Source organism: Photorhabdus luminescens subsp. luminescens (assembly GCF_001083805.1).
Taxonomy (GTDB): domain Bacteria; phylum Pseudomonadota; class Gammaproteobacteria; order Enterobacterales; family Enterobacteriaceae; genus Photorhabdus; species Photorhabdus luminescens.
This window is the reverse complement of record NZ_JXSK01000003.1, coordinates 417,002-441,274: the sequence shown is the minus strand read 5'-3', so window position 1 is coordinate 441,274 and position 24,273 is coordinate 417,002. Positions and strand designations below refer to the sequence as shown.

Sequence of the window (24,273 nt, the reverse complement as noted above, 5' to 3'; positions counted from 1 at the left end):
TTTAGCACTTAATTAAAATCGTTATTGGCGAATGGTGTAGCGAATATGCAGAATGATGTCGTTCAGACTCTCCAGCATGGCTTGTTGTTTGCCTTTTTCGTCTTTTTTGTCTTCTTTACTAATTGCATTTGGGAAGCTCAATGTCAGCGTACCTTCATCGATTTTGATTCCTTCGAACGGCAGGAATTTGCCATCGTTGAAATCCAGTTGGAACTGACCGCTGTCATTCATCCCATGAGAAACCGCTAATGATTTGCAACTTTCAGCCAATTCAGAGGCTTTTCCGCTGTAAGACAGAATTGCTTGCACATCCTGATAGGGTCCTAGCAGTGCTGGCAGGGTAACGCTGATCTGTTTAATACGACGGGTTTTACCAATAGAATCAGGATAATCGCTGCTAATGTTCAAGGTAGATAACGAAATGGACGCTTCTAGAGAGGTATTGGTATTGGTACTAAACGCCAGCTTATTATTGTCCTTGCCGGCCCTGCCTGAACCTTTACTCACCAACTTCTCTATTTCCTGAGTCAGGATAAATTTATCTTGCGGTAATTTGGCATAGACTTCGGCCAGCGAAACGGTACGTTCTACCTCCAGTACGCGTTTATCCTGTTTCAGGTGGGCATCTTCCATCTGTGCCAGATTCAGCATTAAGGTTTCACCCGCGAGCAAACCGGCATGGGTTCCCTGCCAGGCGCCGGGTTTGATAAAGCGTGATGCGGTATCGTTAGTCTCCCAGCGATAGGCCATTTCCGCCATCAAACAGCGAGCTACCGTTAAATCATAGAACTGGAAGTAAATGGCGGACAATCGACCACGCAGCCAGTTGTACAGCGCCTGATTACTGAACTTATGTTGCAGGAAGGTCAGTTGTGCATGAGTCTGCTCTTGTTGGGTTTTTAGGCTGGTTTTCTGCAATACTGCGGCTTCACGGCGCACTGCCAGCGAACCAAGTTGAGCATCGATTTGTTTCAGCTCTGCCTCGGCGTTATTACGCTGAATTTCCCATTCCTGACGACGCCGACGGTAGGCTTCAGATTGGCTGATTTTATCCGCTTCGGTGTTCATAACACTGGCGGAGAACTCCATGACATTACCTGTGGCTTGGGCGATCGCCCCCCAACGGCTGCCACCATCAGCGAAGCCGAAGATGTTGGGCGCCAGATCAAGTGCTGCGCCCGCCAGATGTGATGCTTGAAGGGCTGTAGAGATGCCAGCGACGGAAGCACGCAACGCCATTGCCTGTTTTTCACCCGCGTTGATGTCTTCATCGTAGAATTTGCTGTAGCTATCAAAACGCGACTGGGTTCCGGCGCGGTTTTTTTCTAGCACAGTTTTTTCAGCATCCAGCTCTTGGATGGTTTTGTCCTGTATGCTGAGATTGGTCAATATCAGTTCTGCCGCCTGATTTTGCAACAGCGTGTTTAATGCCTCCGCATCTTGACGTTCGATAATATTTTGCAATGTGGAGCCGAATTGGGTTAGCTGACTGACCATACTACGGGCGTTTTCCAGCATATGAGGGAAACGCCACACTGATATAAATTCTGATGGAAGATTACTTCCACCTTGTGAACTGGCGACAGCGGCGCTGAGCAGCGCTTTTGGATCTGCTGGTGTTGCGAAAATAGGCAAATGTAAAGGTTGACCATCAATAGAGAGGTTATGGCGCAGGTTATACAACCGTTGTTCTAGTTTCTGCCAGTAGCTCAGCATCACTTCGTTGACTTGCGGCAGGAAAAGATCTGTTTTGATTTCATCTTTAGACCCTGTGGATGTAGGAAGTCCTTGTCGTAAATCTGCTATTTCTTTGGCATGTGCCTGTTGTTTTTCAAGAGCTGCGGCCTCTTCTAGCTCTGGATCATTCCATGCTGAACTGAGTGGTAGATGAGGTTTATCACCCAATAGATGCAGTGCCTGCATATACCACATTTTGGCTTCAGCGAGTGTGTCCCGCTCCAATTGGCGATAGGCGTAATCTCCCCGTTCGATCAACAGATCTAGGGTGCGCATAAAGGTGGCGACTTTGTAGTGCATTGGATCATGTTGAGCTATGGTATCAGGATCAAATGAATCCAACGGATCATCGTTCCAACTAGTGTCTTCTTGTAATGGGCGAACATTCCAGCGGTAATGTTGCATTTGACCATTGACAATATAACCGGATGGGTTCCAGACATATTTCAGCCAACGGTTAGCCTCATCGAAGTTTTGTTCGTGCAGCAAACGTTGAGCAATCAGCATCGGGGTGTAGTAGAACAGTTCCCAGAAATAGAGGCTGTTGGCGCCGTTGAAGTCCATTGGTTCCATAGCATCAGGAGAATCTTCTCCTAATTTAGGTTCCTGAATATTCTGAGTGTCCATGCTCAAAATAGTATCTATCCCCGCGTTGGCTCGGCTAATTAATTGACGGGCAAATAGCGTATTAAGGCGAATACAAGAGTTTCCCCACTGCATATATTGCGCCCCGTTTGCATTATGGTGCAGGGTCAGGGCATTATCAGTTTCCGCTTTTTTGATAATACGAATACTGAAATGTTCTTCGCCTAAGTTACGATCATTACTATTATCGTCAAATTTCTCAGCAAATGCGATAAAGGTGATATCAATACTTGCTTCATTATTATGAAATGTCAGTGTGGAGATATCTATTTCAAGCTCTTTAAACTGATAATTCATTTCTTCGAAGCGGGACGGATTGGTGGGGACATTACTGTTTTCGCTCGCTACAAAAGTTTGCTCTGTGATACCTTCGGCTTTCACTATTACTTTAACTTTTGAATGATTAATGTTCGTATTAATAGATAATATCCCTGAAACATCAGTGTCAATACCACCGTGGTCATCCATATAGAAATATTGTTTAAATGGAACATCGTCACTATGTTTGTTATCAATATAACCATAGTTACCACTAATGTCACCGCCAGTGGTTGTGGACATTTCTTGAGAGCCAGAGGGAAGGTTAGGGAACCAGGCTCTTACAAAGTTAGTAGTACTTTCTCGATAAAACAGCAGACGTCCTTTCTCATTATTGGTAGTGTTCCCACTATACTGATAAACAGGGTAAATGAATTTTTTATTCGACAAATTATTGGGGTTAATACCTAGAGTAGTATAAATAATAAATTTATCACCAAGCTGACCGTATTTCTTCATCAGGTTGCATTGGTTGCGTTGTCGGCCTACAAGTCCATTATGAATAATTCTTAACCTTGGTGAGAGTTTTAACTTATCTGATGAGGACTCCAGTTTGATGGCTGAAATATTTCCGCCATACACCATACTCAGATAGCCATCTCCCCAATCATAACCGTTATTACTATTTACTGATGAAGGGATTTCGTAGCTTTCTGCATAGCGATTATTGACACCAATAATACTATTAGTATCAAACTGTTTATAAGCGTTAGGTTTGTGATTTTCAGGTGTCATTTCCTTAGAAGACATATTGGAAGTGATATATAGTCCTTTTATTGGTACTGTGTTTGTGTATTGATTTAATTGATCTTGTTTTTTATAAAACATCACCAGCAATTCATCTCTGCCTTGAAAGCTTGAGCAGTAAAGTCCAGGTGTTTTATTTCCCAGATTTAAATCGGATATTTTTTGGTTTACATCAAAGGTGACTGGTGTATTCCAGGTGCCGTCATAACGGATATGCGCTAATTTCAGTTCATAATAATAACCCGAGGCGGTTTTATCACCTTCCTGTTTAGTCGCCTTTTTTTGTTCCAGCCAGATAAGATACAGGCGAGATTGGAAAATTACCGGGTGAATAGTATCTTTGTAGGGGTTAATTGGACAATCAATTTTGTACCACTCACTCCAGGCATTAGCGGGGAATTTACCTTCGCTGGATTTATTGTGATCCACACTGCGCCAATAATATTGATTCACTTCTGTTTTACTACGTCCGATAAAGTAAGTTAATCCTTGATCATTATTAATGTTGTCATGGTAGGCGCTGAGGATTTCCAGATTAGCCACCTGTTCGAATGATGTTAGGTAAGATTTAAAGGCATCTTCTACGGTATCGATATTTAATTGGCTTTGGCTGATGGATTGCAGCAACGTATCCATCATTTTTGTCTGCCCAATACGTAGCGTCGGATCGATGTAATTCTCTGGATAGTAAAGGAGTTTAGCCATACCGGCCCAAGTGCTGTAGCGTTTATTGTATTTATCCCAGTTGGTGAAGAATGAGCGGCTGGTGACACTTGTGACAGTATCTCCCTCCATATTTTTCAACGCGCGGTTAATATACAGTTGGATACTAGCGATAGCTTCAGCGATCTCTGTAGTTTTAATGTCGGCGGAAACTTGGTTATCGATCAATAGGTATTGATATAGATCATCACGGTTTTTAATTACTGTATGTTTTCTTGCTTCTCGATCTTTTTGGTTATGAGAATAAATATAGTATGTGCTTAACGCAGCACTGCGAGACTCATCCAGAAACGCATGTAGGGCGTTAGTCTTTTGGGTGTCCAGCCCGGCGGTTAATATCGCAGCGGCGTTTTCCCATTGGGTATAGTTAGCGGGAGGTTCTGCGGTCAATACTTGAGTCAGTGTGGAAATGCCTTGTGGAGAGATGTTCAATTGACGTGAGATGTTAATCCACTGCAATAGGTTGTCGATAGATGGCCAGTTGGACAAATCAGTTTTTGCCTGAATCTTGGCTTGCTCCAGTAGATTTTTATCAAGATTCATAGCCTTAGCCAATAGTTCTGCTGTTAATGTTCCTTTTTTAAATTCGGTTAGTACAGAAGAGGCGTTTTCACCTAGTGAGTTAACCCAGTCAGTAAAACGCGTTAGTGACATTAGTGTTGATACGTCATGTGCTGGTGTTGTTTCAGTTGTTTCGGGTGCTTTGGTTTTAATAACAAAGTGTTGCGGCTTTGTCACAAACAGACTTAAGGTGTTTTCGTTAAGGCCGGTAGAACGGTAAATCAACGCTAGTTGTGCCAGGCGCTGGCAATACTGGACCACAGGTTCAGCTTGTTTTTGGAATTCAGGTTGAGCCGTAACGGGATTTTTCCGCAACCAGTTCCATAATTTTTCCGCTGTCATTTTTCCTATGCCGGGTTCCAGATTATCTGCCCAGATGAGTATGGAATATGCCGCATGTTCAGATGGTAATTGCAGAGCGGCGGCGATATAAGGAGATATGGCTTTTGGCAGATTTTTCCTGACCTCATCTAGGTTTTTCTCGGCTTTTTCGTGGGTCTCTTCAGCTTTATTCAGTCTTCTCTGGGCTTTTTTCCTGTCTTCTTGGAGTTGTGGCTGGTTTTCCGGGAATTTTTCCAGATTTTCCTTGGCGCTCTGCAATTTCTTTTTGGTTTTCTCTAGATCTTCTTCAGCTTTCAACATCTTCTTATTAAAATCTTGCAAGCCATTGTAGACGGTATCCAGTAAATTCCGTATTTCCGGGGTTAGGGTTTTGTTATATTTATCAGTAGTCATCATAAACAACTGATAGACACTCCACTTTTGTGTACGTAGCCAGCTAGTGACAGCATAGAGTTTGTTAATTAGAGTAACCAGATTGTCAGGAGTAATCTCAGATAAATTGGTTGTTCCTTTACCTATGGCTTCCAACAGTAACCCCAGTTCATCAATAGTTAACTGATGGATATCTGCCAGTAATTTTGTCCTATAGAGATGAGAAAGATTCTCTATATCATTAGTTATCATTTCGGTAGTATTGACCGGATTGGTAATTTTTAGTAGTCGATTTAATGAGATATCATCGAGGTTAAAAGCACGTTTAAGTACTGTTTTATTCCAGTTGTTGGTACTGCTTAGGGTTAAATCAATATTCTGAGTACCATTGACGGAAAAATCTTGACCATTCAGTTTGGGGGAATTAAATAAACGATCAAACTGACTTAGATGTCCGTCATTGATATATTGTGAAATTGGTACCTTGCATAGTATTAATGCAGTCTCAGTGTCAATACCATAACGTTGCATATAGTATTTAACACGAAAGATTTTTTGTAATATTTCTTTATTGATATTGAATTCTGTGCTGATGCTGCGGAGGATTCCACTTAATACCGTCGGTGATAAGTTTATAGCTTTGAATAGACGAATAAACTTATTAATTTTCAATAGAGCACGATAATCAGGATTTTCGATAGTCTGTTGTGTACTAGTAGTACGCGATGCAAGATCAGTAATTGCTATTTCTTCTTCTGGAAGAAGTATAGTTCTTATTTTAATGAAATCGCTAAACTCTTCATCACTCAGATTGTAATAACTTTTCAGATATTCCGGTTTTCCTATTAGAGAAGGTTTAATATTACCAAAATTTTCCTCATAGAGACTTCTTGCATTGATTGTAGTAATTTCTTCAGTCAAGATAGTAAATAATTTAGGCGAGACAGAAGAATTAATTTCCAACAAAGAAGCTTGATATTTTAGTTCATCGATAGTCGTTTCTAGTGATGTACTAACAACGTGTTCAAACACCGGAGCCTGTAATTGAACAACCTTACGCACGCTTTCATAAGCATCGTGATATGGCATCATGCCAGAAACGCGGAAATTGGATAACGCTTTCATTACTTTAGTGTGGCTGTCCAGATTGAATAGAATTTCAATACATTCCTGTAGATCGTCCTTGGACAGAGGTTTAATATTCTTCAAAGCCTCCAGCAGATCGTCCTTGGACAGAGGTTTAATATTCTTCAAAGCCTCCAGCAGATCGTCCTTGGACAGAGGTTTAATATTCTTCAAAGCCTCCAGCAGATCGTCCTTGGACAGAGGTTTAATATTCTTCAAAGCCTCCAGCAGATCGTCCTTGGACAGAGGTTTAATATTCTTCAAAGCCTCCAGCAGATCGTCCTTGGACAGAGGTTTAATATTCTTCAAAGCCTCCAGCAGATCGTCCTTGGACAGAGGTTTAATATTCTTCAAAGCCTCCAGCAGCTCGTCCTTGGACAGAGATTTAATATTCTTCAGAGCCTCCAGCAGCTTGTCCTTGAACAGAGTTTTAATACCCTCTAGCAACATGTCATTAGACAGAGAAAGTGTGGAAATCTCCGTATCCATATTTTTCTGGCTGAGCACCAATGATTTTAGATCCGGACGCCGTGTATCCAAATGATAAATAGAATTTTCATCATGTAAATTCCGTGCCTGACGATAAAGTTCAGCTAAATAAGCCGCAGGAGAAAACATGGAAGAAATTGCGCCTGGGGCTGTATATTTGCTGGCGCGATTGCCAAATCTGCTATTATAACCTTGCTGGTCAGCATGAGGTGTTGTCAGGGCAAGATGGACCGCACTTTGTAAATGAGGATTGGCGCGTTTCAGAATATGGGCTTCATGCAGGAGATTGTCCTTTTGCACTTGCTGTGCTTCAAGATATAAGCTTTGGGTCTGTGACCATGAGAGTTTGTCCTTCACTTTTTTGCGAAGTTCGTCAAAAGAGAGATGACAAATATCGGTTAGATTATTAAAACCTGCTACTAACGCGTTTTCATATTCGGATTTGAGTGTGTTCATGTTTATTCCTTTTAAATGTTAGGTAAATAAAACATTTATGCTGGTCTGAGTACCGTGGATATAAATAAGGTTATTTATATCTATCAAAACAAAGGCAACACAGGTAACGTCTGATAGCGGTCTGAAATTGGGTTGAAAATAACGGCTAAATAAAAACACCATTTAACTATCAACTATTTCACAACGTTATTATTTATTTAAATGGCTATTGTGATGCAATAACAAAATTTATAATTACATCATAAGTAATATAACTAGTTAACAATAACTAAATGAAATAATTGCATTTGTTACATATTGCATATTATGAAAAAGAAGAGGGTTGATATTTTATAGTAGGTGATGGGACTCACGAGAAAAGGAAATATCTCTGTTATAACGAGCGTCAGACAGGTAAAGAGAGCAGACTGTGAGTGGTATATATTCGTGAAAAGTTCAGGCCCCGTTTAGGAGCCTGTTTTTGGTATTTAATTGAGGTGGTTATTGGCGGATGGTATAGCGAATATGCAGAATAATATCACTCAAAGTCTGCAACATGTTTTCTTGTTTGACAGTCGCATTGGGGAAACTGAGTGTCAATGTGCCAGTATCGTTAATCGCAATCCCTTCAAACGGCAGGAACTTACCATTGTTAAAATCCAACTGGAATTGACCACTGTCATTGATCCCATGAGAGATCGCCAGTGATTTACAGCTTTCAGCTAATCCGATTTCACTTCCTCCGTAGGACAGAATAGCTTGTACATCCTGATATGGTCCTAACAGGGCTGGCAAGGTGACACTGATTTGTTTAATGCGTCGAATGTTGCCTACGCCGTTGCCATCTGGGTAGTCATTATCTAATGACAGACCTGACAGAGAGATTTTGGCACTAAGTTGGTCGTTTTCTAATGTAACGGGATGATCATCAATGGAGTCAGTTGTACCACCTGCTAGCAGGGTAGAAATCCGTGTGGCTAAATTAAACGATTTTTCTGGCAGTGCTCCATAGTGTTGCGTCAATGAAATGGTCCGTTCCACTTCCAGAGCGCGTTGATCCCACCTCAAATGGGCATCTTCCATTTGCGCCAGATTCAGCATCAAGGTTTCACCAGCCAGTAAACCCGCATGGGTTCCCTGCCAGGCGCCGGGTTTGATAAAGCTTGCCGCGGTCTCATTAGTCTCCCAACGATAAGCCATTTCAGCCATCAGACAACGCGCTACGGCCAAATCGTAAAATTGGAAGTAAATAGCAGCTAGCCGACCGCGTAGCCAGTAGTACAACGCTTGATTACTGAATTTACGTTGCAGGAAAGTCAATTGAGCATGAGTCTGTTCCTGTTGGGTTTTTAGGCTGGCTTTCTGCAATACCGCGGCTTCACGGCGTACTGCCAGTGATTGAAGTTGAGCATCGATCTGTTTTATCTCTGCTTCGGCATGATTACGCTGGATTTCCCATTCCTGACGGCGACGGCGATAGGCTTCTGACTGGCTGATTTTATCCGCTTCGGTGTTCATCACACTGGCGGAGAATTCCATAACATTACCTGTCGCTTCGGCAATCGCTCCCCAACGGCTACCGCCATCAGCGAGACCGAAAATGTTGGGCGCCAGATCAAGCGCAGCGCCCGCCAGACGTGATGCTTGCAGGGCAGTGCTGAGGCCAGCAACGGAGGCATGCAATGCTATAGCCCGGTTTTCACCCGCATTGATATTTTCGTCGTATAACTTTTTGTAGCTGTCAAAGCGTGATTGCGCCCCGGCTTTGGATTTTTCCAGTACGATTTTTTCCGCATCCAGCTCTGCGATGGTTTTGTCCTGTATGCTGAGATGAGTCAATATCAGTTCTGCTGCTTGATTCTGCAAGAGCGTGTTTAAAGCTTCCGCATCCTGACGTTCGATAATATTTTGTAGCGTAGAGCCGAATTGAGTGAGCTGACTGACCATACCACGCGCGTTTTCCAGCATGTGTGGGAAACGCCACAGTGACATAAATGGCTGTGAGAGAGCTACCCCACCTTCGGAGCTAGCGACAGCGGCGCTAAGTAATGCTTTTGGATCTGCCGGTGTAGCGTAAATAGGCAGATGTAGCGGTTGGCCGTCAATAGTGAGGTTATGACGCAGGTTATACAGCCGTTGTTCCAATTTTTGCCAATAGTTTTGCATCACTTCATTGACCTGTGGCAAGAAAAGATCTGTCGGGTTGTTGTGCCGACTAACATCACCTTGTCGCAGAGCGGCCATTGCTTGGGCGTGTTGCTTTTGTCTTTCCGTTCCGGCAGCGTCGCCTAAACTCGGTTTGCTCCACTCTGAACTGAACGATAGATGAGGTTTATCGCCTAACAGATGCAGTGCTTGCATATACCACATCTTGGCTTCATTGAGCGTGTCTCGTTCTAACTGACGATAGGCATAATCTCCACGGTCCAGCAACAGATCTAGGGTGCGCATAAAAGTAACGACTTTGTAGTGCATGGGATCATATTGCGCTATAGCATCGGGATCGACGGAATTTAATGGATCATCGTTCCAACTGGTATCTTCCAATAATGGGCGAACATTCCAGTGGTAATGCTGAATCTGACCATGTTTAATATAGCCAGACGGGTTCCAGATATATTTCAGCCAGCGATTAGCTTCATCGAAGTTTTGCTCGTGTAGCAAACGTTGAGCAATTAACATCGGAGCATAATAGAACAGCTCCCAAAAATAGAGGCTGTTAGCTCCGTTGAAATCCATTGGTTCTGTGTTTTGATCGATAAGAATAGAAACATCAAGAAAACCTTTATATTTATTGACGGTCGCTTCAATATCGTTTATCACAAATTTCTTATTATCAACATCATTAACCAACACAAATTTATTATTAGTTTCATCAAAATTAAATAAAGCGGTTTCCCATTTTTGTTGATCCTGATAAAATTTACCTTTATATTCTACGGCTATTTCGACACGCGATTGTGTATTAGACCAAGGGATAAAAAGAGTGATGCTAGTTTCGGTATCAGTTAATATTCCCTTGTAGTATAAATTCATCAATCCATTATCGTTTCTTATGTGAATTTTAAACCAACGCTCATTGCCATGTACGTTTTGATCATATTTAGGAAGAGTAAAATTAGCAAAAAATCCTTTTCCTAACTGAGGTTCTGGCAATTTCTGTGTTTCCATACTTAAAATAGTATCGATCCCGGCCGTGGCGCGGCTAATTAATTTACGGGCGAACAGCGTATTAAGGCGGATACGATAGGCTCCCCATTGCATATATTGCGCCCCGTTTGTATCATTGTGAAGGGTCAGGATATTATTGTTTTTAATTTCATGGGGGTTATTCACCCTTATGGCATTGTTAGTGTCAAATTGACTATAGGTGAGTTCATAAATAGTTTTGCGCTGTTTAGGCTCTATATTTTCAAGTAACATATTGGCGGAGATATACAGTTCTTGCATTAACTCTTGCATTAATTCTTGTATTAGTTCTTCTAATTCTTTTTGTGCTTTTTGTTTTTCTTGATATTCAGGTAATGATATTCCATCTTCTCTACTAGATTTTTCTGCTATTTCTTTTACCTTTCTTTCTGCTTCTACTAATTCTTCTACTTTTCTCTTATACTCATCCAGTTCATCTCGTTTGCGATAAAACATTACCAGCAATTTATTATCTTGATGATTTGTACAGTAGAACCCTAATTGTTGTTTCATTAGCTCCAGCTCTAGTTGCTCCTGTAGCCTTTGTATCCTCTCTTCTTTTGCTTGTTTTATATTTAGGTCAATTTGATATTGCGGATTATTTCTATCATTATATTGCTTCAGGCTTTCTTCTAATTGTTTATGGTATTCTCTCGATTTTGTCAATTCTTTCAATATTCTTAATAAATTCGGTGTATTCAAAACAGCAGATACTTTGTCACTGACATCAAAGGTTATTGGTGTATTCCAAGTACCGTCATAACGGATATGTGCTAGTTTTAGTTCATAGTGATAATCTTCGACGGTTTGGTGATTATTTTCTGTTTGTTTAGCAATTTTCTTCTGTTCCAGCCAGATCAGATGCAGGCGGGATTGGAAAATTACCGGGCGAATAGTGCTTTTATAGGGATTTATTGGACAATCAATTTTGTGCCATTCACTCCAGGCGTTAGCAGGAAACTTACCATCACTGAATTTATTGTGATCCACGTTACGCCAGTAATATTGATTAACTTCGGTTTTACTGTGTCCGATAAAATAGGTTAATCCTTGATCACTGCTGGCATTGTCATGATAGGCGCTGACGACTTCCAGATTAGCTACCTGTTCGAACGACGTCAGATAAGACATAAAGGCGTCTTCTACCGTGTCGGTATTTAATTGACTCTGGCTGATGGATTGCAGCAACGTATCCATCATTTTTGTTCGCCCGATACGTATCGTCGGATCGATGTAATTTTCAGGGTAGTAAACGAGCTGAGAGACTCCGGCCCAGGTGCTGTAGCGTTTATTGTATTTATCCCAATGGGTAAAGAACGGATGGCTGATGACACTTGTGACTGTATTACCTTCCATATTTTTCAATGCCCGGTTGACATACAGTTGGATGCTGGCGATAGCTTCCGCAATCGGGGTGGTTTTGATGGCGGCGGAAACTTGGTTATCAATCAATAAATACTGGTACAGATCATCACGGTTTTTAATCGCTGGATTTTGACTAGCAACTTGACCGATATAGTATTTACTCAATGCGGCGCTACGAGACTCATCCAGAAAAATATGCAGGGCATCGGCCTTTTGGGTGTCTAGTCCTGCGGTTAATATCGCAGCGACGTTTTCCCACTTGTCATAGGTCTGGGGGAGGGTTGCGGTTAATAATTTAACCAGGTCTGAAACGCTCTGCGGAGAAATGTTCAGTTGACGCGCGATATTAACCCATTGCAGGATGGCGTCGATAGATGTCCAGTTGGAGAAATTAACTTTGGCTTGAGTCTTGGCTTGCTCCAGTAGATTTTTATCAAGATTCATGGCATCAGCCAGTTGTTCTGCTGTTAAGGTCTTACCTTCAAATGCTGCTAACACGGAAGAAGCTTTTTCTCCTAGCGCGTTAACCCAATCCGCAAAACGCGTCAGCATGATCAATGAAAGCGCATCGTGCGTAGGTGCTGACCCAGTAGAAGTGCTAAACATTTCCGGTTTTGTCACAAACAGGCGGAAAGCGTTTTCGTTGATGCCGGTGGAGTGGTAAACCATTTCCAATTGTGCCAACGCTTGACAATACTGAACGATGTGTTCCTGTGTTTCTATTGCTTCCCATGAACCCGGCGTATATTGAGTATTCAACCAGTCCCAGAATTTTTCTGCTGTCATTGCGCCGTCGCCGGGCTGTAACTTATCTGCCCAAAGCAGCACGGAATGGGCGACATTTTCCGATGATAATTGTAAGGTGGCCGCAATATAGGGCGCCATAACATGCAGTAAATCTGCCTTGTCTTTATCAAAGCCTTGTAAACCTTGGTAGGCGGTATCCAGCAGATTCTTAATTTCAGGCGTTAGCGTTTTGTTATAGCTGGTGGAGGTCATAACAAATAATTGGAACACACTCCACTTCTGTGTCTGTAACCAACCGGTAATGGTATTGAGTTTTCTGATCAGTGTAGCCAATGTTGCATCACTGATAGCGGATAAATTAGTTTCTCCTTCACCCACGGCAACCAGCAATAAATCCAATTCATCAATGGTTAATTGATGAATTTCCGCCAGTAATTTCCCAAGATATAAGTTAGAAAGATTTTCTAGATTATTTTTAATCTTTCCTTCTTGATTATTATGATTGGTAATTTTAAGCAGGCGGTAGAGAGAAATATCATCGATATTAAATGCACGTTTAATCACAGACTTACGCCAATCTCCAGTACTACTTGGATTTAAATCAATTTCTTCATCTTCGGTGGAGAAATATTGGCCATTCAATAATGGTATATTGAACAGGCGATCAAATTGGCTAGGTTGATTATTATATGAACGTTGAGAAATAGGCGCATTGCACAGTACCAATGCTGCCTCAGAATCAATACCGTAACGTTGCATATAGTATTTGACGCGAAAGACTTCCTCTAATACCTTTGTATTGATATCTAGTTTTTGATTGATATTGGAGACAATTTGTTTCAGTACTGTTGGAAGAAGTTTTGTTGCATGGGACAAACGAATGGTTTTATTAAGTTTTAACAGAAAAATTGCAGGTGAATAATCCTGAATTTGGAACTTGGCATAAGATGCGTCAGATATATCCGAATCACTATTTTCTTTATAACGATAACTTAAAAGAATAAATTCTTTTTGAATGTCTTTGTCGGTTAATTTAAATATTGGGGAAGAATAATTTGTGTTTTCTATGGTCGTTTTATATATACCTGTGAGATATTCAGACCGGGGAGAGTTAAGTCTAATACTAACTTGTCCAGCTTTTTTCTTATAGCTAATATCAACATAAAAATGCCTATTTTGAATTGGGTATAAATTCATGTAATTGAGGTTATTATAATTTGAACCAGGTGTTCGTGTTATGCGACTCAATTGTATTGTACCTGATGTGTTAATGCTTATATTAATAAGCTGGTTATTTGTATAAGTAGAATTATTTTCTATTAATACGTGATTTAAAAATTGTTCTAATTCTTCATTGGTTAAATTGTAATAGTGTTTCAAGGCATCCAGGGTAAGAAATTCTGATGGCTCTCTATCCCCAAAATTTTTCTCAAACTTCTCATTTGCATTTTCTTCGGTAATTTCCTCTGTCAGAATATTAAACAATTCAGGTGAGACAGAAGCATTAACTCCCAACAGGGAAGTTTGATATTTCAGTCTAGAGATATCTGTTTCTGGGGATGGATTAAATTGGTCGAATATCGGAGCCTGTAATTGAATAGCTTTGCATATATTTTCATAAGCATCGTGATACGGCATCGAACCAGAATAGCGAAAGGTTGATAGCGCTTTCATCACACTAGTATGGCCTTCCAACCCGTTCAGAGTCTTAATCCCCTCCAGCAACACCTTATTAGATAGAGAAAGTGTAGAAACTTCATCATCCATATTTTGCTGGCTGAGTGTCAGTAATTTTAAATCCGGGCGGCGTTTATCCAGATGATAATCGGAATTATCTGCATGTAAACCGCGCGCCTGCCGATAAAGTTCAGTCAGATAAGCGGCGGGAGAGAACATAGAAGCAACTGAGCCGGGGGCGACATACTGGCTGGCGCGGCCGCCGAATTTACTGTTATAACCTTGCTGATCAGCATGAGGCTCTGTAATAGCAAGATGTATCGCATTTTGTAATTGGGGATTAGCACGTTTGAGGATACTTGCCTCATGCAGTCGGTTAGCTTTTTGTGCCTGTTGTTCCTGTTGCGTCAGTTCGGGAGTGAGTGTGCTCATGATTATTCCTTCTAAATGTTAAGTAAATAAAACATTTATGTTGCCTTGCGTATTATGAATACAATAGAAAAGTTATTGATATTCATTAAAATAAGGCAGCAAATATGATGTCTGATAACGGACTGAAATAAGTTGAAAATAGTGGATAGTAAAATGGTATTATTCTCACATTAATTATTTCATAACGTTATTATATATTGTTTATTTAAATTGCTGCGGCAATGCAATAACAAAATTTATAATCACACTTATAAAAATTACTTTTTTAGTGATAAAGTTATGAAATAATTACTGTTATTTTTAATGGTGTTTTATGAAAAGTAAAATGATTAATATTTTGTGATAAGCGAAGAGGAAAATTAGAAAAGATATTATTTCGACTGTTTTCTGGCCTGTTCTAAGCAATTGTCAGATAGCATTCAATGAACATTTTTTCTTTTGGGTTTGAAGCAATGAAGGCTGTAGGAAATTTTTTTGGTTATTATTATATACCCTATGGATTTCAAGATGCATCGCGACGGCAAAGGAGCGAATCCCCGGGAGCATAGAGAACTATGTGACCGGGGTGAGTGAGCGCAGCCAACAAAGAGGCAACTTGAAAGATAACGGGTATAGTAATTATCTCGACTATATATCATTCTATATGAAGTAATGATTTTTAATGAATATAGTTATTGTTTTTTTAAAAACTATTTTTGGAGTGGTAATATACCTAATTAACTTGAAGATGCAGGGTTGAAGTTGATTGGTTATATATACGATAAACCTCCTGTAAAAAAGAGAATATTGTGACTGAACTCAATATGAATGGGCTGAAATAGGTAAATCTAGACCTTTTTTGGTTATTACTACACATAAATGAATATGAGATGACAAATGAATACTGACTGGATGAATGAAGAGGCTTCAAACTTATTCGATCAATATGATGATTATTTGGAGGAAAGACTTGGGTACACGCCGTTGATTGAGAACCTTAAGGAGAGTTTGGGACAAAACGTATCGGTTCTTGATTATGGTTGTGGTGGTGGGAAAGTGTCACGTCGGCTAATTGCTGGAGGCATAAAGATGGTAACGGGAGTGGATATTTCACAAACTATGGTGGACAAAGCCTCCAGCAACATCAATCGTGGCAATAGTTTTTATCATCAAATCACAACTGATGTCCTTAACTTCGATGATAATACTTTCGACGCAGCTATATGCTGTTACGTGTTCGTTACTAACAGTAAAAAGTCTGATCTTTTGAAAATCGCTAAGGAAGTTCACAGGACATTAAAACCTGGCGGAATTTTTTACGTATTGGATACCAATCCGGATTCCGTTGGGATTAAGTTCAGTTCTTTTATGAGCGGTGATCTAAATAAAAAATATAGTGATGGGGAAAGCAAGCCAGTGTATTTAGATATGCCAAATGGAAGTATTTTTAAGATTTCAGATACGCATTGGCATAAAGAGACATATTACAAAACTTTGAACGAGGCCGGGTTCAAAACTATTGAGCTTTTTGAACACAGTGACGCTGATGTTTCAAAGGATACTGAAAGTCTACGATATTACCCGCCTTTCGTAATGTTCAAAGCTACTAAATTCTAGATGTTCATATTTGACTAATGGAATTCCTTGCTTATTATAAAAATGCCGGTGAGGGATTCCATATGACTAGTTTTGAAGGCAATTTAATATTGTTTTGAATGGTATTTTATGAAAAGTAAGATGATTAATATTTTGTGATGAGTGAAGCAAACGATTGGAAAGGGAGAATGTAATAATGTTTTTCGTCCTTTTAATCTTCTCTGTTTTACACTTCCTGTATCAGATGCCATACAGTTGTGCTTGGTTCTGTACCTAGAACATCAAAAGCCATTGCACCTTGAGCAAAGAAGTACTGCTGGTCAGGCAGGCTATCGGTTTGCCAGATCCCGCTGACACGGAAGCGATTAGCGACGGCTAATCGAGGTCATAAGAAGCCCCCACTATCACTGGTGATTGAGTTGTGGGAGCAGGTTACATGAGCGGTATTTCCTCCTGTGGCGAGGTTTTTTATTTTAGATCAAATCATATTTTTTGTTTTTCATTCATCATACGGTTCAGCCACGGCACGGTGACCGCCATGATGATAGCGACGATAAAGGTGGCAATCCCAATTTTGCCGAATACGCTGGTATAGACTGGTAATGTTTGCAATGGGTCAGTAATACCTTTCGGTGCGGCCGTAAGGGCTGCGACATAGCCGCCGAGTAAGGAGGAAGTTGCTTGAGTTAAATACCACATCCCCAGAATAAAACCCATCAGATACTGAGGAACAAGGGCCGCAATCATCGCTAGGCCCAATGCGCTGATCATTAATTCTCCGACGCCCTGGAACAGATAAACCAGAACAATAAACCAAGCAGAGGTCAAACCTTGTTCATCTGCAAACCACAAACCGGCAGCGGCGGCAGTGAGGAAACCTAAAGAGCACAGGAACATACCAACCGCAAATTTGGCTGGCATGGTCAGGTCTTTACCTTTAGCGCCCCAGTGAGTGTATAGTACGGCGAGTATTGGGCTGGCAACAACAATCCAGAATGGGTTAAGCGCCTGGAAACTGACCGGATTGATATTAAAACCAAGCAACTGATGGTGAACGTTATGGATGGCGAAGAAGTTTAGCGAAGTTGGCATCTGGGCATACAGGATGAAGAACACAATCGCTTGCAGCATCAAAATGAAGGCAACAAACATTTTGTTACGGCCTGCTTTGTCCTGTTTTAATGCTTCCCGGAAGAAGATAAACACCACGATGACAGAGAGGGTAATCAGCATAATATTTGCTATTTTTACGTTGTGCATCAGCCATGCGCAGACATAAACCATCGCAACGCTTCCTGCTACGACCAGAAATAGGTTTTTATAGTTGATTGGTTGATGGTCGGGTTCAGAACCAATATTACGCACGGTATTGCGACAAAAAATATAGACCAACAACGCGATAATCAGACCAATACCACAAATATTGTAGGTAACGGCATAGCTAAATTTTTCCGCAACAACGGGAGCGAGAGCGAGTGAGAATAGCGATCCGAGGTTGATTGACATATAAAATAGGGTAAAAGCCCCATCCAGACGAGGATCTTTGGGTGGATAGCATTTAGACAGCAGGCTGGCTGGGTTGGCTTTGAACAGGCCGTTACCAACGGCGATGGTTCCCAATGCGTAGAAAATTAAATCAGGGTGTAGGATAGAAAGGCCTGTCATAAAGTAGCCAATTGCCAGCACAATGGCGCCCAACACAATGGTTCGTTTAGTTCCCAGTAAGTGGTCGCCTATATAGCCGCCAATAGAGATCAAACCAAAAACCAACGCAGCAAATGCACCGAAGGTAATAAACGCTTGTTCCTGGGAAAATCCCAATTTTTGTACAAAGTAGACCGCGAGAACGCCTTGTACGCCGTAGTAGCCGAATCGCTCCCAAAGCTCGACGAAGAAAATCATAAAGAACGGCTTGGGTTGTTGTAATAAACCGATGGATGCGGGTTTATTCATAGTTAATTGCCTCTGATTGGTCATTATTGATTGAAATACACTTGGAAATGTACAGTGACATTCAGTGACATGATCTGTCGCTAAAGTGGTTTTTTTATGTACTTTATTCAAGTGATCGGAGGGCAGTAGATTATTATATGGTTAAAATATGTTCCTAGTTAGTGATCACACTAACATAAAGATATTAGTATTGAATTTAATAGTATATTCATCAGGTGAATGCCAAAAATGATTAGGAAAAGGGCTGAATAGAGGCGTTGACAAAGAAATGCTATTCAGGCCGCTCAGGGCCCGAATAGTGGAAGAACAATCACTGCCTAATGGAGGGGCAGTTAAACTGCGGCGGCTTCAATTTCCAACATGACTGGACGGAAATTACGCTTGAAATAGATGAGGCCGTGGCCTTGTTCGCTTACCGTGATATGTTTAATCTGAACCAGATACACGTTATGCGTCCCCACTTCTTGAACCTGTTCGATTTCACCTTCAAGGCTTGCAAGGGTACCGGTTAACACTGGTTGGCCTAATGGCCCTGTCTGCCAGATATTCCAGCGAAAACGCTCTTCCATGCTGACGCCGGTCATACCGGCAAAGTGGCGTGCCATCAGTTCTTGTTCGTGGTTTAAAATATTTACGCACAGGCGGCCATTTTCCTGAAAAACGGTATTCATAGCACTGCTTCGGTTAATGCATACCATCAGCGTGGGTGGCGTATCGGTGATTGAGCATACCGCGGTGGCAGTGATGCCACAGCATCCGGCATGGCCATCGGTGGTGACGATATTCACCGCTGCTGACAGACTCGCCATCGCATCTCTGAAGTGCTGGCGATGTTCATTTTCTACAGACATATTGGCCTCCTGCTACCGATTATTTCAGCAGCTTATCTAACTGGTTAATATCGCTATTATTGTATAAATGTGGTCTGCGCCAGCCATGTTGATCATAATCGGCAAGGCAGCGATCAACCATATCCATCATTTTTTTCATATTGCCAGAGCCATGAGCATGGCGCAGACATTGCATCCGAATTTCATCCTGGCTACCGGCATAGTTGATTTCGTACAACTCGTGACGGCCGCCAAACTCACTGCCAATGGCGTCCCACATCAGTTTTAAAATCTTAATACGTTCAATGTGATCGATACCATTGGAACCCCGAACATACCGGGCCAGATATTTATCAATTTCTGGGTTATTCATATCACGTACACTGGATGGTAGATAAATTAGGCCACTGGTGACGTTACTTTCAATAATATTCTTAATCTTAGTGTAGGCCGTTGGCGCCATAACGCGATAAGTTTGTATTGCTTGAGTATCCGGCAGATAAGCGCCGCTTTTCCACGGTTTGGCTTCTGCCCACATCGCGTCGCTCAGTGACCAAAACAGGTTACGCCAGGCAACCACTTCACCTAGGTTAGCCTGAACACCACGGAATTCGATTACGCCGGTACACTCCAGGCTCCTTTGTAGCAGGGCGGTAATGAAATCCAGCTTCACCGCTAGCCGTACACAAGCCTGTAATGGGAACAGGCTGGTGAAACCCGCTTGAATTGCCCAATTACGCGCGCGGTCAAAATCACGGTAAATCAGGACATTTTCCCAAGGAATAAGTACCTTATCCATCACCAGAATCGCATCGTTTTCATCGAAACGGCTGGATAAAGGATAATCGAATGGGGAACCTGTTGCGCCTGCTACCAATTCATAGGAGCCGCGGGAGATCAATTTCACGCCTTCCGCATCCATTGGCGCGACAAACATCAAGGCAAAATCAGGGTTATCTCCCATGACTTGTGCGGAACCAAAACCGATAAAGTTATAGTGAGTCAGGGCTGAGTTAGTTGCTACCACTTTTGCGCCGCTGACGATAATACCGGCATCCGTTTCTTTTTCTAGTTTAATATAGACATCGCGTGTCTGATCGGCGGGTTTATGGCGATCGATGGGTGGATTGACAATGGCGTGGTTAAAGTAAACGCCCGTTTCTTGAATACGTTTATACCAAGTACGAGCGTTATCAGCGAATTGACCATAATATTCAGGGAATGCGCCGAGTACGTTGCCGAAGGCCGCTTTATAATCAGGCGATCGGCCCATCCAGCCATAAGTTTGACGTGACCATTCAGCGATAGCATCACGTTGTTGACGCAGATCATCCACACTGGTAGCAAAGCGGAAGAATTTGTGAGTATACCCGCCATTGCCGGTATCGGTATTCCAGCACAGGGTATCATGGGTTTCCGGGGCGTGCAGGGCATCGTACAACTGACCGATTGAAGCAGCAGAATTGCGGAATGCAGGATGTGTAGTGACATCTTTTACGCGTTCGCCATAAATGTAAATTTCGCGGCCATCTTGAAGGCTTTTCAGGTACTCTTCACCGGTGAAAGGACGTTTTTTGTCGGCGCGAAAATCTTCTGGTTTCATGTCTACCTCACAGTCGTCATAAAAAGCGCCTGTCTTGATATAATATAATCAATATTGGCACGGAAATGTTAATTTAATGTTTGTTTTGTGTTTCTTAATTGAAGCTTTAGAACGGCGTTTCTTGAATAGATTTTCGGAAGGTTCGCTGGTACTTTTCGTTGGGAAGGAGGTTTTGTTATTTAAAGTGTGATCTGGGCGATATTTTTGTGACTGTTATTTCAAGGTCTGTTTTTTGCTGGTGGGGTTAATGAAGATGAGTTGGAGATTTTATACCTACAGAGCAACAGTTGTTGACCTGTAGGTATTTTCATTTTTTTATTCCAAAAGCCATGCCAGATAAGATTGTCTGCGATTTGAACCTTGAGGTTCAGTAAGTCCGCCTAGTTGAGCGCGTCTTGGATGGATTCCGGTATTATTCCCTTCGTAGTAGGTGTTTAGATTAGAATATGTCAGAGAAAATGTTTGCAAAATCATTTCTCCATTACGTTCAAAACCGAGAACTCCGGTATTATTTTGTGTTTGATCAGTGGTTGAAATAAGCCTTGAATATAATTCCCTCCAGTTATCTCCTGATATTTGGGTAGGACCTCTGTTAAATATATGGTAGCTTTCGTGCCATTGGCCTTCTGGTGGAAAGTTTGCATGTAACTCGGTTATTTGCCCACTTTGATAATCAAGAATCGTTAATTCAGATGAATGTTGGGGTTGGTTACGTCCGACAACGACCATATGGCCGCCACCAGGAGAAAATAAACCATTTTGTTGTTGAGATGGCGGCCGAGTATAAGCAAGACCTGCGAATTGACCGGGTTGCAAACTATTTCTCATAAAATTAAATGCTTCATGCCAGCGGATCTGAGCATCCGGATGATTGGAGTCTGTTCGAATTGGGTTGGTTCCTGCTGCTCTAAATAAACTTTCAATCTCAGTCAAGTCAGCCGTATCCTGTTGCATAATTTCTGTTTTGCTAACAAGTTCATTTGTTGTTGTATTTGAGAGAGCTGAAACTGTGCAGTAATAGCAATTCTGATTGAGGCTGTAAGGATTAACTTCTGAAAGTTGCCGTCCTTGCTGAAAACCGTTAAATCCATATGCTCTATTAAATCCTAACGGCCTTATTGGCGAATTCAATGCGTGAGTAAAACGGCTCAGACCTTGTTGCCATTCCTCTTCTGTCCATAGACCACGATTATCATGATTGACGATAGGATTATTTCTCACCATCCGATATAAATTAAGTCCATCAACTGTTCCCGCCGGATCGGCGCTTAACCATCTACCCACCCACGGTTGATAATAACGATAGCCGTAATAGTAAAGCCCGGTCGCATCTCGCTCTTTACCTGAATAACGAAGAATTTTGTAGCTGGCTTCTATTTGATTTCTTGCTGCCCATAACGCTGTGCCGCCAAATGGATAATACTCTTCCTGACTGATAATTTGTCCTTCGTTATCCAGTTCAAGTTGACTGGAACCAATCAAATTATCATAGCTATAACGGAGCTGATTATTGCTGATACCGGCTGGTGGTATGGTTTCCCAGTGAAGAACCCGTACCTGTGCGTGACCTGCTGCCCCCACAGTAATAACATGCAGGTCTTCCGATATCGAGGTTCCACTTTGCGTTGTACGTAGCTCCAATCCGGGAAGATAAGTCACTCGTTGTTGCTGCGTACTGTTGCCTGTCTGTTGTTCACTGACTTTTAACTGTCGCATGCCGTCGTTGCCATAACGATACCACTCCCGATCACTGGCATTTTCGCGGCTCACTGGCGTCACCTGTTGTAGTTCGCCCCGGGCATTCCAGCTCAGATCTTGCCCCGGTAGTAGTTTTCTTTGGTGACCACCGGCATCAAACAACGCATCTACCTGTGTTGAATCTGTGGCAAGTGAACTCAGCACTGCTCGATTACTGCGATTCGAGACGGTTATATCTGTGGTGTAGTTATTTTGGGTAGCGGGTGAACTGTGTCGGATTTGCATCAGATTGCCGCCGCGGTCGTAATTATAGCTGCGAGTGTAGTTGGTATATGAGCTGTCATCAGTAGGCAGAGGGATAATTGGTGAAGGAAGTTGGTTGCTTTGCTGGCCGATATTAGCCATCTCGCGGCCTGTTGCACTGATGAGCTGATACAGGGAATCGTAGGTGTAGACGTTTTCAGGGACTATTTTCTGATTGCGCCAGAAGCGGGTGGCCTCTGCATCATTACGAACACTGATAATGTTCCCGACCGGATCATGTTCATAGCGTAGATCTTGTAACACCTTGTTATCTGATTGACGGCGGGTCGTCGTGCTAATCAATCGTAGGGTTTCTGGTTCATAGCGGTATTCGGTGATAACGCCGTTGCCGTGTTCTTCACGCAGTTTCTGGCCTGCGGCGGAGTAGGTTAGGGATTTGATAATGACTTGCTCACTTTGGTTTTTCAATGTCAGCCAGCTACCTTTTAACTGCCCGGCTACATTGTAAGCCAAACGCTGTATGTTGCCTGTTGCATCGGTTTGAGTCAGCAACGCGCCGGTAGCATCAAAGGTGCTTTGTGTCGTGTAAGTTTCGTTATTGAATTTGGTCTGCCAGAGGGTTTCATCGTTACCCATCCAATCTGCTTCCTGACCATCGGCCAACAACTTGCAGGACTGAGATAAGATATTTTCAGTCAATGACAGGCTTTTCAGTTGCGTTACCCCGGCTGTGTCGTAGTGGCGCACGTACTGGCCGGCAAGATTATGATCTTTTTCTGTCTGTGTATTGCCTGCCCAAATAAGATACTCAGTAACACGGGGCGCCTTTTCTTCGGGAGCTTGTTCGCTTACGGATAATAGGCGGCCGGGCAGAGTGTTAGCTTCATATTGTCGGGTCTGAGTGACGCCAGTTGCAGTTACGATCAAGACTTGACGACCTTCAATATCATTGAGGGCAACGATACGGCCGGCATCGGCGCTTTCTGTTCGCAAAGTATCGCCGGTCAGATTGTATTGCCAGAGGAAGTTGGGATTTATCGAATTATCGGTCTGTTTGGCGTCGTACAAACGCGGATCAATGCTTTGGCTCAGGTGTCCTCTGGCATCATATTGGTGGCGGGTAATACGAATATCCGTATCTCCTCCCGCGGTAGAGCGGTGAAAATCGATATTGCGGATGGTAAGGCCACGATTATCGTAGACGCTAACTGTGGGCGTATGTTGATAAAGTTTTGGATCAATGTTTTCCATGATTTACCTCTTGGTTGTATTAAGGATTTTGATCGTTGCAGATTTATCTGCATTCAGTGAGATGGGCGTTTGGGCATATTATTTTCAGAAAATAGCAATGAATTCTGTTATCAATATGTCAGCCCGTGCTAATTAAGAATACATCCTAAATATTGATTTAGTGTGATTGAAAATATGGGTTATCTTTCATTTTCT

7 protein-coding genes are annotated in these 24,273 nt (G+C 42.0%); 1 reads left to right on the top strand and 6 read right to left on the bottom strand.

Going from position 1 to position 24,273, the window contains the following annotated elements; translation table 11 throughout:
- Positions 1-21: 21 nt before the first annotated feature.
- Together TI10_RS10270 and TI10_RS24435 are read right to left on the bottom strand one after the other, a co-directional pair.
- Positions 22-7,515 (bottom strand): Tc toxin subunit A-related protein, encoded by a 7,494-nt coding sequence (locus TI10_RS10270; RefSeq protein ID WP_049583207.1) that lies wholly within the window; start codon positions 7,513-7,515, stop codon positions 22-24.
- Positions 7,516-7,995: 480 nt separating this feature from the next.
- On the bottom strand, positions 7,996-14,904 hold the full coding sequence (locus tag TI10_RS24435; protein ID WP_080985020.1) for a Tc toxin subunit A-related protein: 6,909 nt from the start codon (positions 14,902-14,904) through the stop codon (positions 7,996-7,998).
- An 876-nt stretch (positions 14,905-15,780) separates the two neighbouring features.
- Here TI10_RS24435 and TI10_RS10255 point away from each other — a divergent pair.
- Positions 15,781-16,500, top strand: a complete 720-nt coding sequence (locus tag TI10_RS10255) for a class I SAM-dependent methyltransferase (RefSeq protein WP_049583205.1) — start codon at positions 15,781-15,783, stop codon at positions 16,498-16,500.
- Between the two features lie 462 nt (positions 16,501-16,962).
- Here TI10_RS10255 and dtpB read toward each other — a convergent pair whose 3' ends face one another.
- The 4 genes from dtpB to TI10_RS10235 form a co-directional block, all read right to left on the bottom strand.
- Positions 16,963-18,432, bottom strand: coding sequence for a dipeptide/tripeptide permease DtpB (gene dtpB, locus TI10_RS10250; RefSeq protein ID WP_049583204.1), 1,470 nt, complete (start codon positions 18,430-18,432; stop codon positions 16,963-16,965).
- Positions 18,433-18,764: 332 nt separating this feature from the next.
- Positions 18,765-19,283, bottom strand: a complete 519-nt coding sequence (hpaC, locus tag TI10_RS10245) for a 4-hydroxyphenylacetate 3-monooxygenase, reductase component (RefSeq protein ID WP_049583203.1) — start codon at positions 19,281-19,283, stop codon at positions 18,765-18,767.
- Between the two features lie 19 nt (positions 19,284-19,302).
- Positions 19,303-20,865, bottom strand: a complete 1,563-nt coding sequence (hpaB, locus tag TI10_RS10240) for a 4-hydroxyphenylacetate 3-monooxygenase, oxygenase component (RefSeq protein WP_049583202.1) — start codon at positions 20,863-20,865, stop codon at positions 19,303-19,305.
- A 315-nt stretch (positions 20,866-21,180) separates the two neighbouring features.
- A complete protein-coding gene (locus tag TI10_RS10235) occupies positions 21,181-24,078 on the bottom strand; it encodes an RHS repeat domain-containing protein (RefSeq protein ID WP_387555000.1) in 2,898 nt (965 codons plus the stop codon).
- Positions 24,079-24,273 lie beyond the last annotated feature (195 nt).